At 53.0% G+C, this 15,524-nt stretch carries 14 protein-coding genes; 8 read left to right on the forward strand and 6 right to left on the reverse strand.

Features of this window, described 5'->3' with window-relative positions; all coding sequences use genetic code 11:
* Positions 1 to 85 precede the first annotated feature (85 nt).
* The 4 genes from glnA (at position 86) to ACOTX5_RS16195 (ending at position 4,357) form a co-directional block, all read left to right on the forward strand.
* On the forward strand, positions 86 to 1,495 hold the full coding sequence (glnA, locus tag ACOTX5_RS16180) for a glutamate--ammonia ligase (protein WP_003861925.1): 1,410 nt from the start codon (positions 86 to 88) through the stop codon (positions 1,493 to 1,495).
* 167 nt (positions 1,496 to 1,662) lie between these two features.
* Positions 1,663 to 2,712: a nitrogen regulation protein NR(II) gene (gene glnL, locus ACOTX5_RS16185; RefSeq protein WP_003861923.1), complete on the forward strand. Its 1,050-nt coding sequence runs from the start codon at positions 1,663 to 1,665 to the stop codon at positions 2,710 to 2,712.
* A gap of 11 nt (positions 2,713 to 2,723) precedes the next feature.
* Positions 2,724 to 4,136 carry a nitrogen regulation protein NR(I) gene (gene glnG, locus ACOTX5_RS16190; RefSeq protein ID WP_003861919.1) on the forward strand — a complete coding sequence of 471 codons (1,413 nt, stop codon included), beginning with the start codon at positions 2,724 to 2,726 and terminating at the stop codon, positions 4,134 to 4,136.
* A gap of 110 nt (positions 4,137 to 4,246) precedes the next feature.
* A complete protein-coding gene (locus ACOTX5_RS16195; RefSeq protein ID WP_017382667.1) occupies positions 4,247 to 4,357 on the forward strand; it encodes a YshB family small membrane protein in 111 nt (36 codons plus the stop codon).
* Positions 4,358 to 4,457: 100 nt separating this feature from the next.
* Here the strand turns inward: ACOTX5_RS16195 and hemN are convergent, their stop codons facing one another.
* Together hemN and yihI are read right to left on the reverse strand one after the other, a co-directional pair.
* Positions 4,458 to 5,831, reverse strand: coding sequence for an oxygen-independent coproporphyrinogen III oxidase (hemN, locus tag ACOTX5_RS16200; RefSeq protein WP_015569899.1), 1,374 nt, complete (start codon positions 5,829 to 5,831; stop codon positions 4,458 to 4,460).
* Positions 5,832 to 6,019: 188 nt separating this feature from the next.
* A complete protein-coding gene (gene yihI / locus ACOTX5_RS16205) occupies positions 6,020 to 6,535 on the reverse strand; it encodes a Der GTPase-activating protein YihI (RefSeq protein WP_015569898.1) in 516 nt (171 codons plus the stop codon).
* Positions 6,536 to 7,114: 579 nt separating this feature from the next.
* Between yihI and yihA the strand changes: the two genes are divergently transcribed.
* Positions 7,115 to 7,744 carry a ribosome biogenesis GTP-binding protein YihA/YsxC gene (yihA, locus tag ACOTX5_RS16210; RefSeq protein ID WP_003861913.1) on the forward strand — a complete coding sequence of 210 codons (630 nt, stop codon included), beginning with the start codon at positions 7,115 to 7,117 and terminating at the stop codon, positions 7,742 to 7,744.
* Between the two features lie 312 nt (positions 7,745 to 8,056).
* Here yihA and polA read toward each other — a convergent pair whose 3' ends face one another.
* Positions 8,057 to 10,849 carry a DNA polymerase I gene (polA, locus tag ACOTX5_RS16215; RefSeq protein WP_045911387.1) on the reverse strand — a complete coding sequence of 931 codons (2,793 nt, stop codon included), beginning with the start codon at positions 10,847 to 10,849 and terminating at the stop codon, positions 8,057 to 8,059.
* Between the two features lie 439 nt (positions 10,850 to 11,288).
* On the opposite strand from polA, the gene ACOTX5_RS16220 reads away from it, so the two are divergent.
* A complete protein-coding gene (locus ACOTX5_RS16220) occupies positions 11,289 to 12,197 on the forward strand; it encodes an acyltransferase (protein ID WP_045911407.1) in 909 nt (302 codons plus the stop codon).
* A 22-nt stretch (positions 12,198 to 12,219) separates the two neighbouring features.
* On the opposite strand, the gene dsbA is transcribed toward ACOTX5_RS16220, so the two are convergent.
* The 3 genes from dsbA to ACOTX5_RS16235 all read right to left on the reverse strand — a co-directional run bounded on the left by dsbA (position 12,220) and on the right by ACOTX5_RS16235 (position 14,202).
* Positions 12,220 to 12,843, reverse strand: a complete 624-nt coding sequence (gene dsbA, locus ACOTX5_RS16225) for a thiol:disulfide interchange protein DsbA (RefSeq protein ID WP_023304657.1) — start codon at positions 12,841 to 12,843, stop codon at positions 12,220 to 12,222.
* Positions 12,844 to 12,870: 27 nt separating this feature from the next.
* Positions 12,871 to 13,857 (reverse strand): serine/threonine protein kinase, encoded by a 987-nt coding sequence (locus ACOTX5_RS16230; RefSeq protein ID WP_023304658.1) that lies wholly within the window; start codon positions 13,855 to 13,857, stop codon positions 12,871 to 12,873.
* Between the two features lie 75 nt (positions 13,858 to 13,932).
* Positions 13,933 to 14,202, reverse strand: a complete 270-nt coding sequence (locus tag ACOTX5_RS16235; protein WP_003861904.1) for a YihD family protein — start codon at positions 14,200 to 14,202, stop codon at positions 13,933 to 13,935.
* Between the two features lie 68 nt (positions 14,203 to 14,270).
* On the opposite strand from ACOTX5_RS16235, the gene mobA reads away from it, so the two are divergent.
* Complete coding sequence (gene mobA, locus ACOTX5_RS16240) at positions 14,271 to 14,855, forward strand: molybdenum cofactor guanylyltransferase MobA (RefSeq protein ID WP_017694040.1); 585 nt, start codon at positions 14,271 to 14,273, stop codon at positions 14,853 to 14,855.
* Positions 14,852 to 15,355, forward strand: a complete 504-nt coding sequence (gene mobB, locus ACOTX5_RS16245; RefSeq protein WP_017694039.1) for a molybdopterin-guanine dinucleotide biosynthesis protein MobB — start codon at positions 14,852 to 14,854, stop codon at positions 15,353 to 15,355. Before mobA ends, mobB begins: the two co-directional genes overlap by 4 nt.
* The last annotated feature ends 169 nt before the right edge of the window (positions 15,356 to 15,524 follow it).

Below are 15,524 nucleotides of genomic sequence, written 5' to 3' on the forward strand. Positions count from 1 at the left end.
ACAGAAATACAGTAAAAATATGGCAGCCCAGCCGATTTGAAGACCTCGTTACCACGACGACAATGACCAATCTGGAGAGTTAAGTATGTCCGCTGAACACGTTTTGACGATGCTGAACGAACATGAAGTGAAGTTTGTTGATCTGCGCTTCACCGATACCAAAGGTAAAGAACAGCACGTCACGATCCCTGCTCATCAGGTGAACGCCGAATTCTTTGAAGAAGGCAAAATGTTTGACGGCTCCTCCATTGGCGGCTGGAAAGGCATTAACGAATCCGACATGGTTCTGATGCCAGATGCAACCACTGCGCTCATTGACCCGTTCTACGAAGAACCTACGCTGATCATCCGCTGCGATATCCTGGAACCTGGCACGCTGCAAGGCTATGACCGTGACCCACGCTCCATCGCAAAACGCGCTGAAGAGTACCTGCGTTCTACCGGTATCGCAGACACCGTTCTGTTCGGGCCAGAGCCAGAGTTCTTCCTGTTCGATGACATCCGTTTTGGTGCTTCCATTTCTGGTTCCCACGTCGCTATCGATGACATCGAAGGCGCATGGAACTCTTCCACCAAATACGAAGGTGGTAACAAAGGTCACCGTCCGGGCGTGAAAGGCGGTTACTTCCCGGTTCCTCCGGTCGATTCTTCACAGGACATCCGTTCTACCATGTGTCTGATCATGGAAGAGATGGGCCTGGTTGTTGAAGCGCACCACCACGAAGTGGCAACGGCTGGCCAGAACGAAATCGCAACCCGCTTCAACACCATGACTAAGAAAGCGGATGAGATTCAGATCTACAAATACGTTGTGCACAACGTTGCGCACCGTTTCGGTAAAACCGCGACCTTCATGCCAAAACCCATGTTCGGCGACAACGGTTCCGGCATGCACTGCCACATGTCCCTGTCCAAGAACGGCACCAACCTGTTCTCTGGCGACAAATACGCGGGTCTGTCTGAGCAGGCGCTGCACTACATCGGCGGTGTTATCAAACACGCTAAAGCGATCAACGCCCTGGCGAACCCGACCACCAACTCCTACAAGCGTCTGGTCCCAGGCTACGAAGCACCCGTGATGCTGGCGTACTCTGCCCGTAACCGTTCTGCTTCTATCCGTATCCCGGTGGTGGCGTCTCCGAAAGCGCGTCGTATCGAAGTGCGCTTCCCGGACCCGGCGGCTAACCCATACCTGTGCTTCGCAGCACTGCTGATGGCCGGTCTGGACGGTATCAAGAACAAGATCCACCCGGGCGAAGCCATGGACAAAAACCTGTACGACCTGCCGCCAGAAGAAGCGAAAGAGATCCCACAGGTTGCCGGCTCTCTGGAAGAAGCCCTGCAAGCGCTGGACGCAGACCGTGAGTTCCTGACCGCTGGCGGCGTGTTCACCGATGAAGCGATCGACGCTTACATCGCGCTGCGTACCGAAGAAAACGACCGCGTTCGCATGACGCCGCACCCGGTTGAGTTCGAACTGTACTACAGCGTTTAATTGATTTGTTTTACCCGGCGCATACGCGTCGGGAGTAGTTGCCGTGGAAACTTTAGCCCATCTTCGGATGGGCTTTTTTCTCCACCAACAACCTGATCTCACGCGCTTTTTACCTCTAAAACGCTATACTGCACTAAAATAGTGCAACGACTCCAGGAGACTGCTGAATGGCAACTGGCACGCTGCCCGATGCTGGGCAGATCCTCAATTCTTTGATTAACAGTATCTTGCTGGTCGACGACGAGCTGGCGGTGCATTACGCCAACCCGGCGGCGCAGCAGCTGCTCGCTCAAAGCGCCCGTAAACTGTTTGGCACGCCGCTGCCTGAACTGCTGAGCTATTTCTCGCTGAATATTGGTCTGATGCAGGAGAGTTTGCAGGCGGGTCAGGGCTTCACCGATAACGAAGTGACGCTGGTGATTGACGGACGCTCGCATATTTTGTCCCTCACCGCACAGCGCCTGCCAGATGGCATGATTCTGCTGGAAATGGCGCCGATGGATAACCAGCGTCGTCTCAGCCAGGAGCAGCTACAGCATGCTCAGCAGATTGCGGCGCGCGACCTGGTACGCGGGCTGGCTCATGAAATTAAAAACCCGCTGGGTGGCTTACGCGGTGCGGCACAGCTTTTGACCAAAGCGCTGCCTGACCCTGCCCTGGCGGAGTATACCAACGTCATTATCGAGCAGGCGGACCGTCTGCGTAATCTGGTCGATCGCCTGCTCGGGCCGCAGCAGCCGGGGATGCATGTTTCAGAAAGCATTCACAAGGTCGCGGAGCGGGTGGTGAAACTCGTCTCTATGGAGCTGCCGGATAACGTCACGCTGGTGCGTGATTACGACCCAAGCCTGCCGGAGCTGGCGCACGATCCGGACCAGATTGAACAGGTGCTGTTGAACATTGTGCGTAACGCGTTGCAGGCGCTGGGCCCGGAGGGTGGCGAAATTATTCTGCGTACCCGCACCGCGTTCCAGCTGACGCTGCACGGCGTGCGTTATCGTCTGGCGGCACGTATTGATGTGGAAGATAACGGGCCGGGGATCCCGCCGCATCTCCAGGACACCCTGTTCTACCCGATGGTCAGCGGTCGCGAAGGCGGCACCGGGCTGGGGTTATCCATAGCCCGTAATTTGATTGACCAACACTCCGGCAAAATTGAATTTACCAGTTGGCCGGGACATACCGAGTTTTCGGTTTTCCTGCCGATTAAAAAATAAAGGTGACGTTTATGCAACGAGGGATAGTCTGGGTAGTCGATGACGATAGCTCCATCCGTTGGGTGCTTGAACGCGCGCTCACAGGAGCGGGATTAAGCTGCACGACGTTTGAGAGCGGCAGCGAGGTGCTCGACGCACTCACCACCAAAACGCCGGACGTTCTGCTCTCGGATATTCGCATGCCGGGCATGGACGGACTGGCGCTCTTAAAGCAGATCAAACAGCGCCACCCCATGCTTCCGGTCATCATAATGACCGCCCACTCCGACCTGGATGCCGCCGTTAGCGCCTACCAGCAGGGGGCGTTTGATTACCTGCCAAAACCGTTTGATATCGACGAAGCCGTTGCCCTGGTCGAACGCGCCATCAGCCACTATCAGGAGCAACAGCAGCCCCGCCACGCGCCGGATTTCGGGCCTACGACGGACATCATCGGTGAAGCGCCAGCCATGCAGGACGTGTTTCGCATCATCGGGCGTCTGTCGCGCTCGTCTATCAGCGTCTTGATTAACGGTGAATCAGGGACCGGTAAAGAGCTGGTCGCACACGCCCTGCATCGCCACAGCCCGCGGGCGAAAGCGCCTTTCATCGCCCTGAACATGGCGGCGATCCCTAAAGATTTGATTGAATCTGAGCTGTTCGGCCACGAAAAAGGGGCGTTTACCGGGGCAAATACCATTCGTCAGGGACGCTTTGAACAGGCTGACGGCGGAACGCTATTCCTGGATGAAATCGGCGATATGCCGCTGGATGTTCAGACCCGACTGCTGCGCGTGCTGGCAGATGGCCAGTTTTACCGCGTGGGCGGCTATGCGCCGGTGAAGGTGGACGTGCGTATTATTGCCGCGACGCACCAGAACCTGGAGCTGCGCGTGCAGGAGGGGAAATTCCGTGAGGATTTATTCCATCGTCTGAACGTGATCCGCGTCCACCTCCCGCCGCTGCGCGAGCGTCGGGAAGATATCCCGCGTCTGGCGCGCCATTTCCTGCAAGTGGCGGCCCGCGAGCTGGGCGTGGAAGCCAAGCAGCTTCATCCGGAAACGGATGCCGCCCTCACCCGTCTGGCGTGGCCGGGCAACGTGCGTCAGCTGGAAAACACCTGTCGCTGGCTGACCGTAATGGCCGCCGGACAGGAAGTGTTGATTCAGGATCTCCCCGCCGAGCTGTTTGAAGCCACTGTGCCCGAAAGCACCGCCGGACATGCGCTGCCGGACAGCTGGGCGACGCTGCTGGCGCAGTGGGCAGATCGCGCGCTGCGTTCCGGTCATCAAAATCTGCTCTCCGAAGCGCAGCCTGAGATGGAGCGCACGCTGTTGACTACCGCGCTTCGTCATACCCAGGGCCACAAACAGGAAGCGGCTCGCCTGTTGGGATGGGGTCGAAACACCCTGACGCGCAAGCTGAAAGAGCTGGGAATGGAGTGATCTTACTCCGCTGTGTAAAGGTTACTAATTGAGCGCAAAGTGCCGTTATTTTGCGCTTTACTGTTCCGATGAGTTTTGTATGATCGTGCCCGGAAACAGGGGGGAGCATCATGCTGGAATCATTAGTGACTTTACTTTCGAGCGGAGCAGCAGAAAGCCACACGCCACAAACTGCCGTTGCGGCGGTGCTGTGTGCGGCACTGGTTGGGCTGTTTAGCTAACGAGCTGTCGATGAAAAGCCGGGTGGCGCTTCGCTTACCCGGCCTACATCTCGCACTTAAGTAGGCCGGGTAAGGCAAAGCCGCCACCCGGCATTACAGCTCAAATCACCCGCGAGAACTGCTGTAAACGCGCCTTCTGACGCAGATAGGCATCGAAGCACATGCAGATATTACGAATCAACAGACGTCCTTTCGGCGTGACGACAACCGCACTCTCCGACACATCCACCAGCCCGTCTTTCGCCAGCGGCGCCAGAAGCTTCAGGTCTTCGGCAAAGTAATCGCTGAATTGCAGATCCCATTGCGACTCCACCTCGCGAAATTCGAGACGGAAGTTGCAGATAAGCGCCTTAATCACGTCCCGACGGATGCAGTCGTCGCGCGTTAGCGCAATGCCGCGCCACAGCGCGTTGCCGGTTTCGTCTATCTGCTGATAGTACAGCTTCAGCTCTTTCTGATTCTGGGCGTAGCAGTCGCCAATCATGCTGATGGCGGAGACGCCCATTCCGAGCAGATCGGTATCGCCCTGGGTGGTGTAGCCCTGGAAGTTACGGTGGAGAACACCTTCGCGCTGGGCAATCGCCAGCTCATCGTCAGGGCGGGCAAAGTGATCCATGCCGATAAACTGATAGCCGGTTTCGGTCAGCGAGGCGATGGTCTCCTGCAAAATGTCCAGCTTCTGCTGGGCGGAAGGCAGATCCGCATCTTTGATTTTGCGCTGAGCGGCGAACAGCGTCGGCAGGTGCGCATAGTTAAAGACGCTCAGACGGTCCGGGTTAAGCTCAGCCACGCGTTTAAGCGTGTAGGCGAAGCTCTCCGGCGTCTGCTTCGGCAGGCCGTAAATCAGGTCTATATTCGTTGAGGTAAAGCCGATTTCACGCGCATGGTTGAGTAAGGCAAAGATAAACGCTTCGTCCTGCTCGCGGTTTACCAGGCGCTGTACTTCTTTGTTGAAGTCCTGTACGCCCATACTCAGGCGGTTGAAACCTTCGGCGCGTAAATGATCCAGCACATCCAGCTCGATTTCACGCGGATCGACCTCGATCGAAATTTCGGCGTCGTCGTTAAAACTAAAATTGCCGCGCAGCAGCGCCATCAGGCGGCTGATCTGCGCTTTATTCAGATAAGTTGGCGTACCACCGCCCCAGTGAAGTTGGCTGACGTGACGCCCTTTAAACAGCGGTGCGCGGTGCAGAATTTCCTGTTCGAGCGCATCGAGGTATTGATCGGCTTTGTGCTGCTGGCGGGTAACGATTTTATTGCAGCCGCAGAAGTAGCAGAGCTTATGGCAGAACGGAATATGGACGTAGAGCGACAGCGGGCGCTCGGGATAGCGCGCCACAGCTTGCTGAAAATCCGCCTCGCCGAAAGCGTCAGAAAACTCCAGCGCGGTGGGGTATGAGGTATAACGCGGCCCGGAATAGTTATATTTCTGGATCAGGGCCAAATCCCAGTCGATAGATGGTACAGACATGCTCACTCCTTCCGTTGGTGTCGCGTTCGTATACGGCGGCCCGTTCTGGTCCCGTTGCGGGACATCATTCGGGTGCGCAGCCACTTCTGTCGCCGCGACAACCGCCGTAGTTTAACGAATAACCACACCAGATAACATATAACCGGAAGGGTTATAAGCAGGACGAGTGTACCTGCCGGGTGCAAATGTTAGTTTCCACCTTTCAGCAGACGCATCATATCTTCCTGCTTTTCATCTTCCTCTTCGTCTTCTTCATCATCGTAGGACAGACCCAGCTTCTGCATCAGTTCATCAATGCGGTCCAGTTTGGCGTCCACCCAGGACTGCTCTTCAGCGGTCAGGGTTTCACCCTCTTCAAGACGTTCCAGCAGCGCATCCAGGCGCTCATCGTTCTCCAGCATATCCAGCTCAGCCTGCGGTGAAAGCATAGGTTTCTCGCTCTTTGGTTTGTGCTGCTTAGTGACCGGCGTGTCTGTCACGCCCAGTGGAATGGGAGTTTTACTGCCGATACGAGGATCTTTCTGCTGTTTGCCTTTTGCAGAAGCGCCTGCGGCACCGCCACCGTTAGCACGGCTACCCGCAGCATGGCCACGATGTTTTTTATCGCGTTTGCGATCGCGCGCTTCCTGATTCAGTTCTTCGCGCGTTTTGCGGCGTGCTTTTGCAGGGCGTTTCACGCCCGCAGCGGAGGTCGGTTTTTTCATGATGTTTTATCTTTAAGTCGTTTTCTTCAGTATAGAATTGCGGCGAAATCTAGCAGAAAGCAAGCAAAGAAAAAAGGCGACAGAGCAATCTGTCGCCTTTTTTCCTGACTCACAACCCTTAACGGGTCAGACATTCCCTGTTTGCCTGCAACAAACCCTGTTTATCCCTTGGCTACTACCGTCCGTGATACGGTTCCGTTTCCTGTTAAAAACGCCTCCAGGCGCCGGTCGTCCTGACAATCCTGAGTCTTCGCCTCCTGGCGCTCCTGACCCTTATCCTTAAGTCGTTATCCTGTTGGCATCCTCGCCCTGGCACACACTTTACCTTGTTCCCTTAAACTAACAAGCTATGAAAAGGTACAAAACCGGATTTTCAGATAATTACTCATTAATAACTCTTTGAATTTTAATATTTTGAGTTTTTTAGCGCCTGCGATTTCTCTTAAATTTCTCATACGCTTAAGGGCAGATCTCTTACATTCCGTAGGGCTTTCACTTACATGTCAATGACGAAGGGAAAAGCCTTTTGCCCGCATTCAGGTATAATCCCCGCAGATTACGATTTTTGGAGACGACCACGTGACTACCTGGAACTACCAACAGACGCATTTTGTCACCAGTGCGCCCGATATTCGCCACCTGCCCTCAGACACAGGGATTGAAGTGGCATTTGCTGGCCGCTCCAATGCGGGAAAATCCAGTGCCCTGAATACGCTCACCAATCAGAAAAACCTGGCGCGTACCTCGAAAACACCTGGCCGTACTCAGCTGATTAACCTGTTTGAAGTGGCTGAAGGCAAACGCCTGGTCGATTTACCGGGCTACGGTTACGCGCAGGTACCGGAAGAGATGAAGATCAAATGGCAGCGTGCGCTGGGCGAATACCTGGAAAAACGCATGTGTCTGAAAGGTCTGGTGGTGCTAATGGATATTCGTCATCCGCTAAAAGATCTCGACCAGCAGATGATTGACTGGGCGGTGGCAAGCGATATTGCGGTGCTGGTGCTGCTGACAAAAGCGGATAAGCTGGCAAGCGGCGCGCGCAAGGCGCAGGTGAACAAGGTTCGTGAAGCGGTGCTGGCATTCAACGGTGATGTACAGGTTGAACCGTTCTCCTCGCTGAAAAAGCAGGGCGTGGATAAACTGCGACAGAAGCTCGACAGCTGGTTTAACGATCTGGAACCGGCGACTGAAGCGGAAGCAGAGTAACAACAGGCGCGGCGATGACCGCGCTTTTTTTCGCCTGAAACTTTCTTTGCCGCAATAAAAAACGCCCCAGTCATTACTGACTGGGGCGGCTAAAATATTCAGCCAAATCCGATTACGTGAAGTAAAAGGTCTGAAAGATAGAACATCTTACCTCTGTACCCTACGTCGTTAACTCTACTCTTTTTTTATCGCTGGACAAAGCACTTTTTGTAGTTTTTTTTCATTCTTTACATAGGGAATTCTAATGATCGTCACAAAACGCGCGTACTTATGTTGCTTACTTACATAAAACGCGCGTTATTCCGATAACCCTTAGTGAGCCTGATCCCAGTTTTCGCCGCTACCCACTTCCACCAGCAATGGTACGTCCAGCTTCATGCTGTTTTCCATCAGTTCATGGATCTTCTTAGAGACCGTCTCCAGATCGTCTTTATGAACTTCAAAGACCAGTTCATCGTGTACCTGCATGATCATTTTCACACGCGGTTTCTCTTTTTCGAGCCAGGCATCGACGGCAATCATTGCGCGTTTAATGATGTCCGCCGCAGTGCCCTGCATAGGGGCGTTGATCGCAGCACGTTCAGCACCAGCCCGGCGCGCGGCGTTGCTGGATTTGATATCCGGAAGGTAGAGACGACGGCCATCCAGCGTTTCAACGTAGCCTTTCTCTTTCGCCTGTGCGCGGGTACGTTCCATATATTCCAGCACGCCCGGATACCGCTCGAAGTAGAGATCCATATACTTCTGCGACTCTTTACGCGGGATATTGAGCTGGCGTGAAAGACCAAAGGCACTCATGCCGTAAATCAGACCGAAGTTGATCGCTTTTGCACTACGACGCTGCTCGTTTGTCACGCTCTCCAGCGGCAGCCCAAACACTTCGGCAGCGGTTGCCCGGTGGATGTCCTTCCCTTCGGCAAAGGCCGTCAGCAGGCCTTTGTCGCGTGACAGGTGCGCCATAATACGCAGTTCGATTTGCGAGTAGTCCGCGGAGACAATCAGATAATCCTCTGGCGCAATGAAAGCCTGGCGAATACGGCGGCCCTCTTCATTACGCACCGGAATGTTCTGAAGGTTAGGATCGGTTGACGAAAGTCGCCCGGTCGCCGCCACAGCCTGGTGATAGGAGGTGTGCACGCGGCCCGTTTTCGGGTTGATCATCAACGGCAGTTTGTCGGTATAGGTCGATTTCAGCTTAGCCAGACCACGGTATTGCAGAATAACTTTTGGCAGCGGATAGTCCAGCGCCAGCTCTTCCAGCACCTCTTCAGACGTTGAAGGGGCGCCACCCGGGGTTTTCTTCAGCGGCTTGATACCCTGTTTTTCAAACAGGATGGTTTGCAGCTGTTTCGGTGAAGACAGGTTAAATGCCTCGCCAGCAAGCTCATGCGCTTTCTGTTCAAGCTCGGTCAGGCGCTGCGCCAGCTCACCAGAGTGGTTATGCAGCACCGTTGGGTCGATTTTAACGCCATTGCGCTCAATGCGGGACAGCACAGGCACCAGCGGCATCTCAATGTTCTGGAACACATTCAGCGGCCCTTCGTGCTTCTGCAATTTCGGCCACATTTTGAGATGCAGCTGTAGCGTGACGTCAGCGTCTTCCGCGGCGTAGCGGCCTGCTTCTTCCAGCGCGATCTGGTTAAAGGTCAGCTGATTTTTGCCCTTACCGGCAATTTCTTCAAAGGTGATGGTTTTGTGTTTCAGCCAACGATCGGATAAGGAATCCATATCATGGCGGCCCGCCACGCTGTCCAGAATGTAAGATTCCAGCATGGTGTCAAAAGCGATACCACGCAGCTCAATGCCGTAGTTTCGCAGAATACCGCGGTCGTACTTCAGGTTTTGCCCGACCTTCAGCGCTTTCTCGTCTTCCAGAATCGGCTTCAGCAGTTCTAAGGCGCGCTCGCGGGAGATTTGCTCCGGCGCATCCAGATAGTCGTGAGCCACCGGAACATAGGCTGCAATACCCGGCTCCGTTGCGAATGACAGGCCCACCATATTGGCCGTAATGTTATCGAGGCTGTCCGTTTCGGTATCGAAAGCAAATACTGGCGCTTTTTTCAGCTTTTCAATCCAGGCGATGAGCCGTGACTCTTCAAGGATGGTTTCATAGTTGTCGAAGGAGAGCGCTACCGCCTCTTCTTCTGCCTGCTCTTCGGCATTGACAACGATGGTCTCTTTCGGCTTCGCCGCAGGTTTAGCCCCTTTCGCCTGAAGCCATTTCCCGGCTTCAACATCCGCGGTCCAGCGTTTAAATTCGTATTTTCTGAACAGGCCAAGCAGTTCGTCGGCGGCGGGTTCCTGCACTTCCAGCTGCTCGCAGGTAAGCTCCAGCTCTACGTCAGTTTTGATGGTGGCCAACTGATAGGAGAGATAAGCCACCTCTTTGTTATCGGCGAGCTTTCCGGCCATGGTTTTTGCGCCACGGAAGGTAAGACCGGCAATTTTGTCGGGTTCTGCATACAGCGTATCCAGCCCGCCCAGCCCTTGCAGCAGCGCCTGAGCTGTTTTTTCGCCTACGCCCGGTACGCCAGGAATGTTATCCGAGGAATCGCCCATCAGGGCGAGGAAATCAATAATGAGCTCTGGCGGCACGCCATATTTGGCGACCACTTCTTCCGGGCCAAGAATGGTGTTTGTCATGGTGTTGATCAGCGTGATCCCGGGCGTTACCAGCTGCGCCATGTCTTTATCACCGGTACTGATCAGAACCGGGCGGCCTGCTTTTTCCGCTTCGCGCGCCAGGGTACCAATTACGTCATCAGCTTCAACGCCTGAGACCGCCAGCAGTGGCAGCCCCATCGCTTTCACCATAGCGTGCAACGGTTCAATTTGCGCACGCAGATCGTCAGGCATAGGGGGACGGTGAGATTTGTAATGCTCAAATAATTCATCGCGGAAGGTTTTACCCTTCGCATCAAACACCACGGCCGCATGGGTTGGGTGGTATTGCAGAATCAGGCTGCGAAGCATATTCAGCACGCCGTACATTGCGCCGGTAGGTTCCCCTGCGCTGTTGGTCAGAGGAGGAAACGCATGATACGCCCGATACAGGTAAGAAGAGCCATCGACGAGTATAAGTGGGTTTTCTGGGATCTGAACCATAATGTCCGTGCCTTTTATGAATTTATGGGTAAAGGATGCCACAGAAGGATGAAAACATCAGGTTTTAGCGCTTTATACAGAAAAAGATTTTGCGATCGGGAAGATCGCTCGCAAAACAAAACTGTGGATAAGTTTGTGCATATTTTTAATACAGGTGAATAACAGCTTTATAAAAGTGATACTGAAAACTTATTTATATAATAAAATCAAAGCATTGCTATAAGATCACTTAAGATCGCGCTTCACTGATGTTTATTTAGTCTATGTGGATATAAGACTTAAGCACTCTGTCTATATGCAAAAATTCGCTGCCTGGCAGGAAAAGCCGCAGCCTCCTGGTGTGAAACCGCCCTGGTCTGAGCGAATTTCTGATAAGATCGGCGCCCAGCACCGGATAGCCGGCTGCTCAATTACAGCTAACTATCTGAATAAATTCATTATGTCGAGAATACTCGCAGCGATAACATTATGGTTAAGCGTCATTTTAACTATTCTGGTTACCATCGCCTGTTCTGTGCCAATCATCGTTGCCGGAATAATTAAACTTCTGCTGCCTGTCCCTCCGGTATGGCGCGCGGTGTCTGCTTTTTGTAATTTTATGATGTACTGCTGGTGTGAAGGGCTGGCGATCCTGCTGCATCTGAACCCCTGGCTGAAGTGGGATGTTCAGGGGCTGGAGAAGCTGAACAAAAAGAACTGGTATCTGCTGATCTGCAATCACCACAGCTGGGCCGACATCGTTGTATTGTGCGTACTGTTTCGCAAACACATTCCGATGAACAAATACTTTCTGAAACAGCAGCTGGCCTGGGTGCCTTTCATTGGACTGGCCTGCTGGGCGCTGGATATGCCGTTTATGAAACGCTATTCACGCAGCTATTTAATTCGTCATCCGGAACGCCGCGGTAAGGACGTGGAAACCACGCGCCGTTCTTGCGAAAAGTTTCGCGCGCATCCCACCACCATTGTTAACTTCGTCGAAGGATCACGCTTTACCGAAGAGAAGCGCCAGCAGACTCGTTCTCCTTATCAGAACCTGTTGCCGCCAAAGGCTGCGGGCATCGCAATGGCGCTCAACGTACTGGGTGAGCAGTTCGATAAATTGTTGAACGTAACGCTCTGCTATCCGGAAAATGACAGGACGCCGTTCTACGATATGCTCAGCGGCAGGCTGACGCGTATCGTTGTCCGCGTTGATCTGATGTCCGTCAACACTGAACTGCACGGGGATTATGTCAACGATAAAAACTTCAAACGTCGTTTCCAGCTTTGGCTTAATACACTCTGGAAAGAGAAAGACGAGCAGATAGCTAAGATTAAATCTTCATACAAAAACGCCGGTCAGTGACCGGCGGTTTTCTTTATGTTTGTTACTTTTTCTCAACCAGGTATTTCACGGTATCAGCGTACTGTTGTACGAAGATATCCATGCTGGTCGTGTCCATACCACGCATATTCACCTGGTATTTGCCGTTAACATACATCGCCGGCACGCCCTGCAACTGGAAGTCAGCGGCAGCTTTTTCCTGCTGTGCCACGAGAGATTTCACCACGAAACTGTTCCAGGCAGCGTCGTAGTCTTCACCTTTAACACCGGCATCCACGAACACTTTACGGATATCTGCCGTAGTTTGTACGGTCTGGGTTTTCTGTACGGCTTCAAACATAGGCGCGGTGATCTTATCTTCCACACCCAGCGCAATCGCGACCGCCCATGCCTGAGTCAGATCTTTACCCAGTGGGCCAAGGAACTCAACGTGGTATTTCGTCATTTTGGTGCTTTCCGGCAGCTTTTTCTTCACGTTGTCAGAAACATGAAGTACCTGCTCAAACTCGTAGCAGTGCGGGCAGTAGAAGGAGAAGAACTCCAACACCTGAGGCTCGCCAGCAACAGGCTTGTCCAGCGTAATGTACTGCTTGCCGTCGGTAAACTGCGCAGCAGTTGCGCTAAATGCCAGAATCATACCAGCCAGCGCCAGCCAAATTTTTTTCATGATTAACTCTCTCCTGGGTGTGTCCAATTAATACATCGGCGTTAATTGCAAAGGGGGTTCCTGTAGAACCTTAACCTGCGCGGTAAATGTGGATATCTGGTTGCGCCAGTAATCCTCCCCGGTAAGCCAGGGGAAATTTCGGGGAAAAGCCGGGTCTTCCCAACGCCTGATTAACCACGCGAGATAATAAACAAATCGCATCGCACGTAAAGGTTCTATCAAGGCAATTTCGTCTGAATTAAAGGGGCTAAATTCTTCATAAGCTTCAATTATGGTCTCAAGCTGCATGCGCTGCTCGGCTTTATCACCGTTGAGCAGCATCCACAGATCCTGCACCGCGGGTCCCATACGTGCGTCATCAAGATCGACAAATAGTGGGCCATCGCGCCAGAGAATATTCCCGGCGTGGCAGTCACCGTGCAGGCGCAGAGTAGTAATATCATCCAGCCAGCAGGCTTTTACAGCATCAATAAGCTTATCGGTCGCCGTGAGGAAATTATCCTTTAGCGCATTCGGGATCAGCGCCGATGTTTCGAATACCTGTCGCGGCTCAATAAGATATTCCTGAACACCAATCGTCGGACGGGCAACAAACGGTTTTTTACGTCCCGTCTGATGAATGCGCCCCAGATAGCGGGCAACCCATTCCATCTGATCGATATTATCTGCCTCAAACTGTCTTCCGCCCAGGCTCGGAAATACCGCGTAGTAAAAGCCCTGATGGGTCAGCAGCGTTTGGTTATTGAATTTAATGGGTGCCGCAACGGGAACATCGTCATCCAGCAGATCGTGGGCAAACTGATGCTCTTCCTGAATTTGTTCTGCGGACCAGCGCTGTGGACGGTAAAACTTTACGACAAAGCGCTGGCGCTCTTCGTCCTGAAATTGGTAGACACGGTTTTCGTAGCTGTTTAAAGGGGTTAACCCGGAATCCACCCGAATACCCTGTTCGAACAGCGCATCCATAATGGTATCCGGGTGTAATGTCTGGAAAGTAAAAGCCTGGTCGTTCATCCGATCATCCGGAAATTATACGAATGATTCAGGATATCATCTTGTGGAGATTTCGGTGGCTCCGCTTACAAGCTTTTACTCTTTAATTACGCCTCGGGCACGCAGTAATGCGGTTTTAAAATCCTCTTCATAATCTTTCTGAATGCCAGGAATAACAGCATCTTTAGCCGAGTCACGCATTTTCAGGTGATAGATCAGGATGTCGTCAGAAAGGTCTGCCAGTTCACCATCAAAACCTGACTCTTTCGCCAGTTTCTGTAAAAATTGCATCAGATTCAGCTCTGGCTCTTTTTGCCAGGCCGGCTGGAGAAGCTCAATGACTTCATTAAGACGTTTACATTTCATGGTAGTGCTCCTTTCATTTAGAGAGACACGTTAGCAGGGTCAATCCCACAATAAAAGAGGCGATATTCGTGAATCAATGCCAGGAAATCATCGGAGTTGTTCTGGCCGGGGGCAGGGCAACGCGAATGGGCGGAAAGGATAAGGGGCTTCAGCTCCTGAACAACACACCATTATGGCAGCATGTTGCTGATACGCTTGCAGATCAGGTGTCCTCGATGGCGATCAGCGCTAACCGACATGTTGATATTTATCAGCGCAGCGGGTATCCGGTTTATCAGGATAACCTGGTGGACTACCCCGGTCCGCTGGCGGGAATGCTTTCCGTTATGCAGCAGTCGCATGGAGAGTGGTTTCTCTTTTGTTCATGTGATACGCCCTTCATCCCGTCCTGCCTGGTTGAACGTCTGGTGCAGCGGCGCGGTGGTGCTCCCGTCGTCTGGGTACACGACGGTGAACGCGACCATCCAACGATCGCATTGATTAATCGCTCGTTAATATCCGCGCTGGAAGATTACCTGGCCGCAGGAGAGCGACGCGTTATGGTATTTATGCGTCAGTCCGGAGGGCATTCCGTTGATTTCAGCGACATGAAATCGGCGTTTGTGAATGTAAACACGACGGAAGATTTGCAGATAATGCAGGAGAAGAAATGATACCCGTATTAGCGATCTCTGCCTGGAGTGGCACCGGGAAGACTACGCTGCTAAAAAAACTAATACCTGCACTTTGCGCCAAAGGCATTCGTCCCGGATTGATTAAGCATACGCACCATAACATGGATGTCGATAAGCCGGGGAAAGATAGCTACGAGCTGCGTAAGGCTGGCGCTGCACAAACGATGGTGGCGAGTAACCAGCGCTGGGCGTTAATGACAGAAACACCGGATGAAGCACCGCTGGATCTCGCTTATCTTGTCAGCCGGATGGATCACTCCACGCTGGATCTGGTGCTGGTTGAGGGATTTAAGCATGAGGCCGTGCCTAAGATCTTGCTGTTCAGAAACGGCGCCGGGCATGATGTTAGCGAACTAATGCTGGATGAGCATGTGATTGCCGTGGCCAGTGACGTTGCATTGTCGCTGGAAGTACCGGTTCTGGATTTGAATAATGTGGAGGGGATTGCAGCGTTTATTTTGGCGTGGTGTGCAGTCTGAGATCTGCCGGGTGGCGGCTTCGCCTTGCCCGGCCTGCCGTTTTTCGACGTACAAACGCAAAAAGGCCATCCTTCCGGATGGCCTCTTCACTTGTTTGATGCCTGGCAGTTCCCTACTCTCACATGGGGAGACCCCACACTACCATCGGCGCTACGGCGTTTCACTTCTG

Source organism: Enterobacter cloacae complex sp. IR5441, from assembly GCF_049238215.1.
Classification (GTDB): domain Bacteria; phylum Pseudomonadota; class Gammaproteobacteria; order Enterobacterales; family Enterobacteriaceae; genus Enterobacter; species Enterobacter hormaechei_C.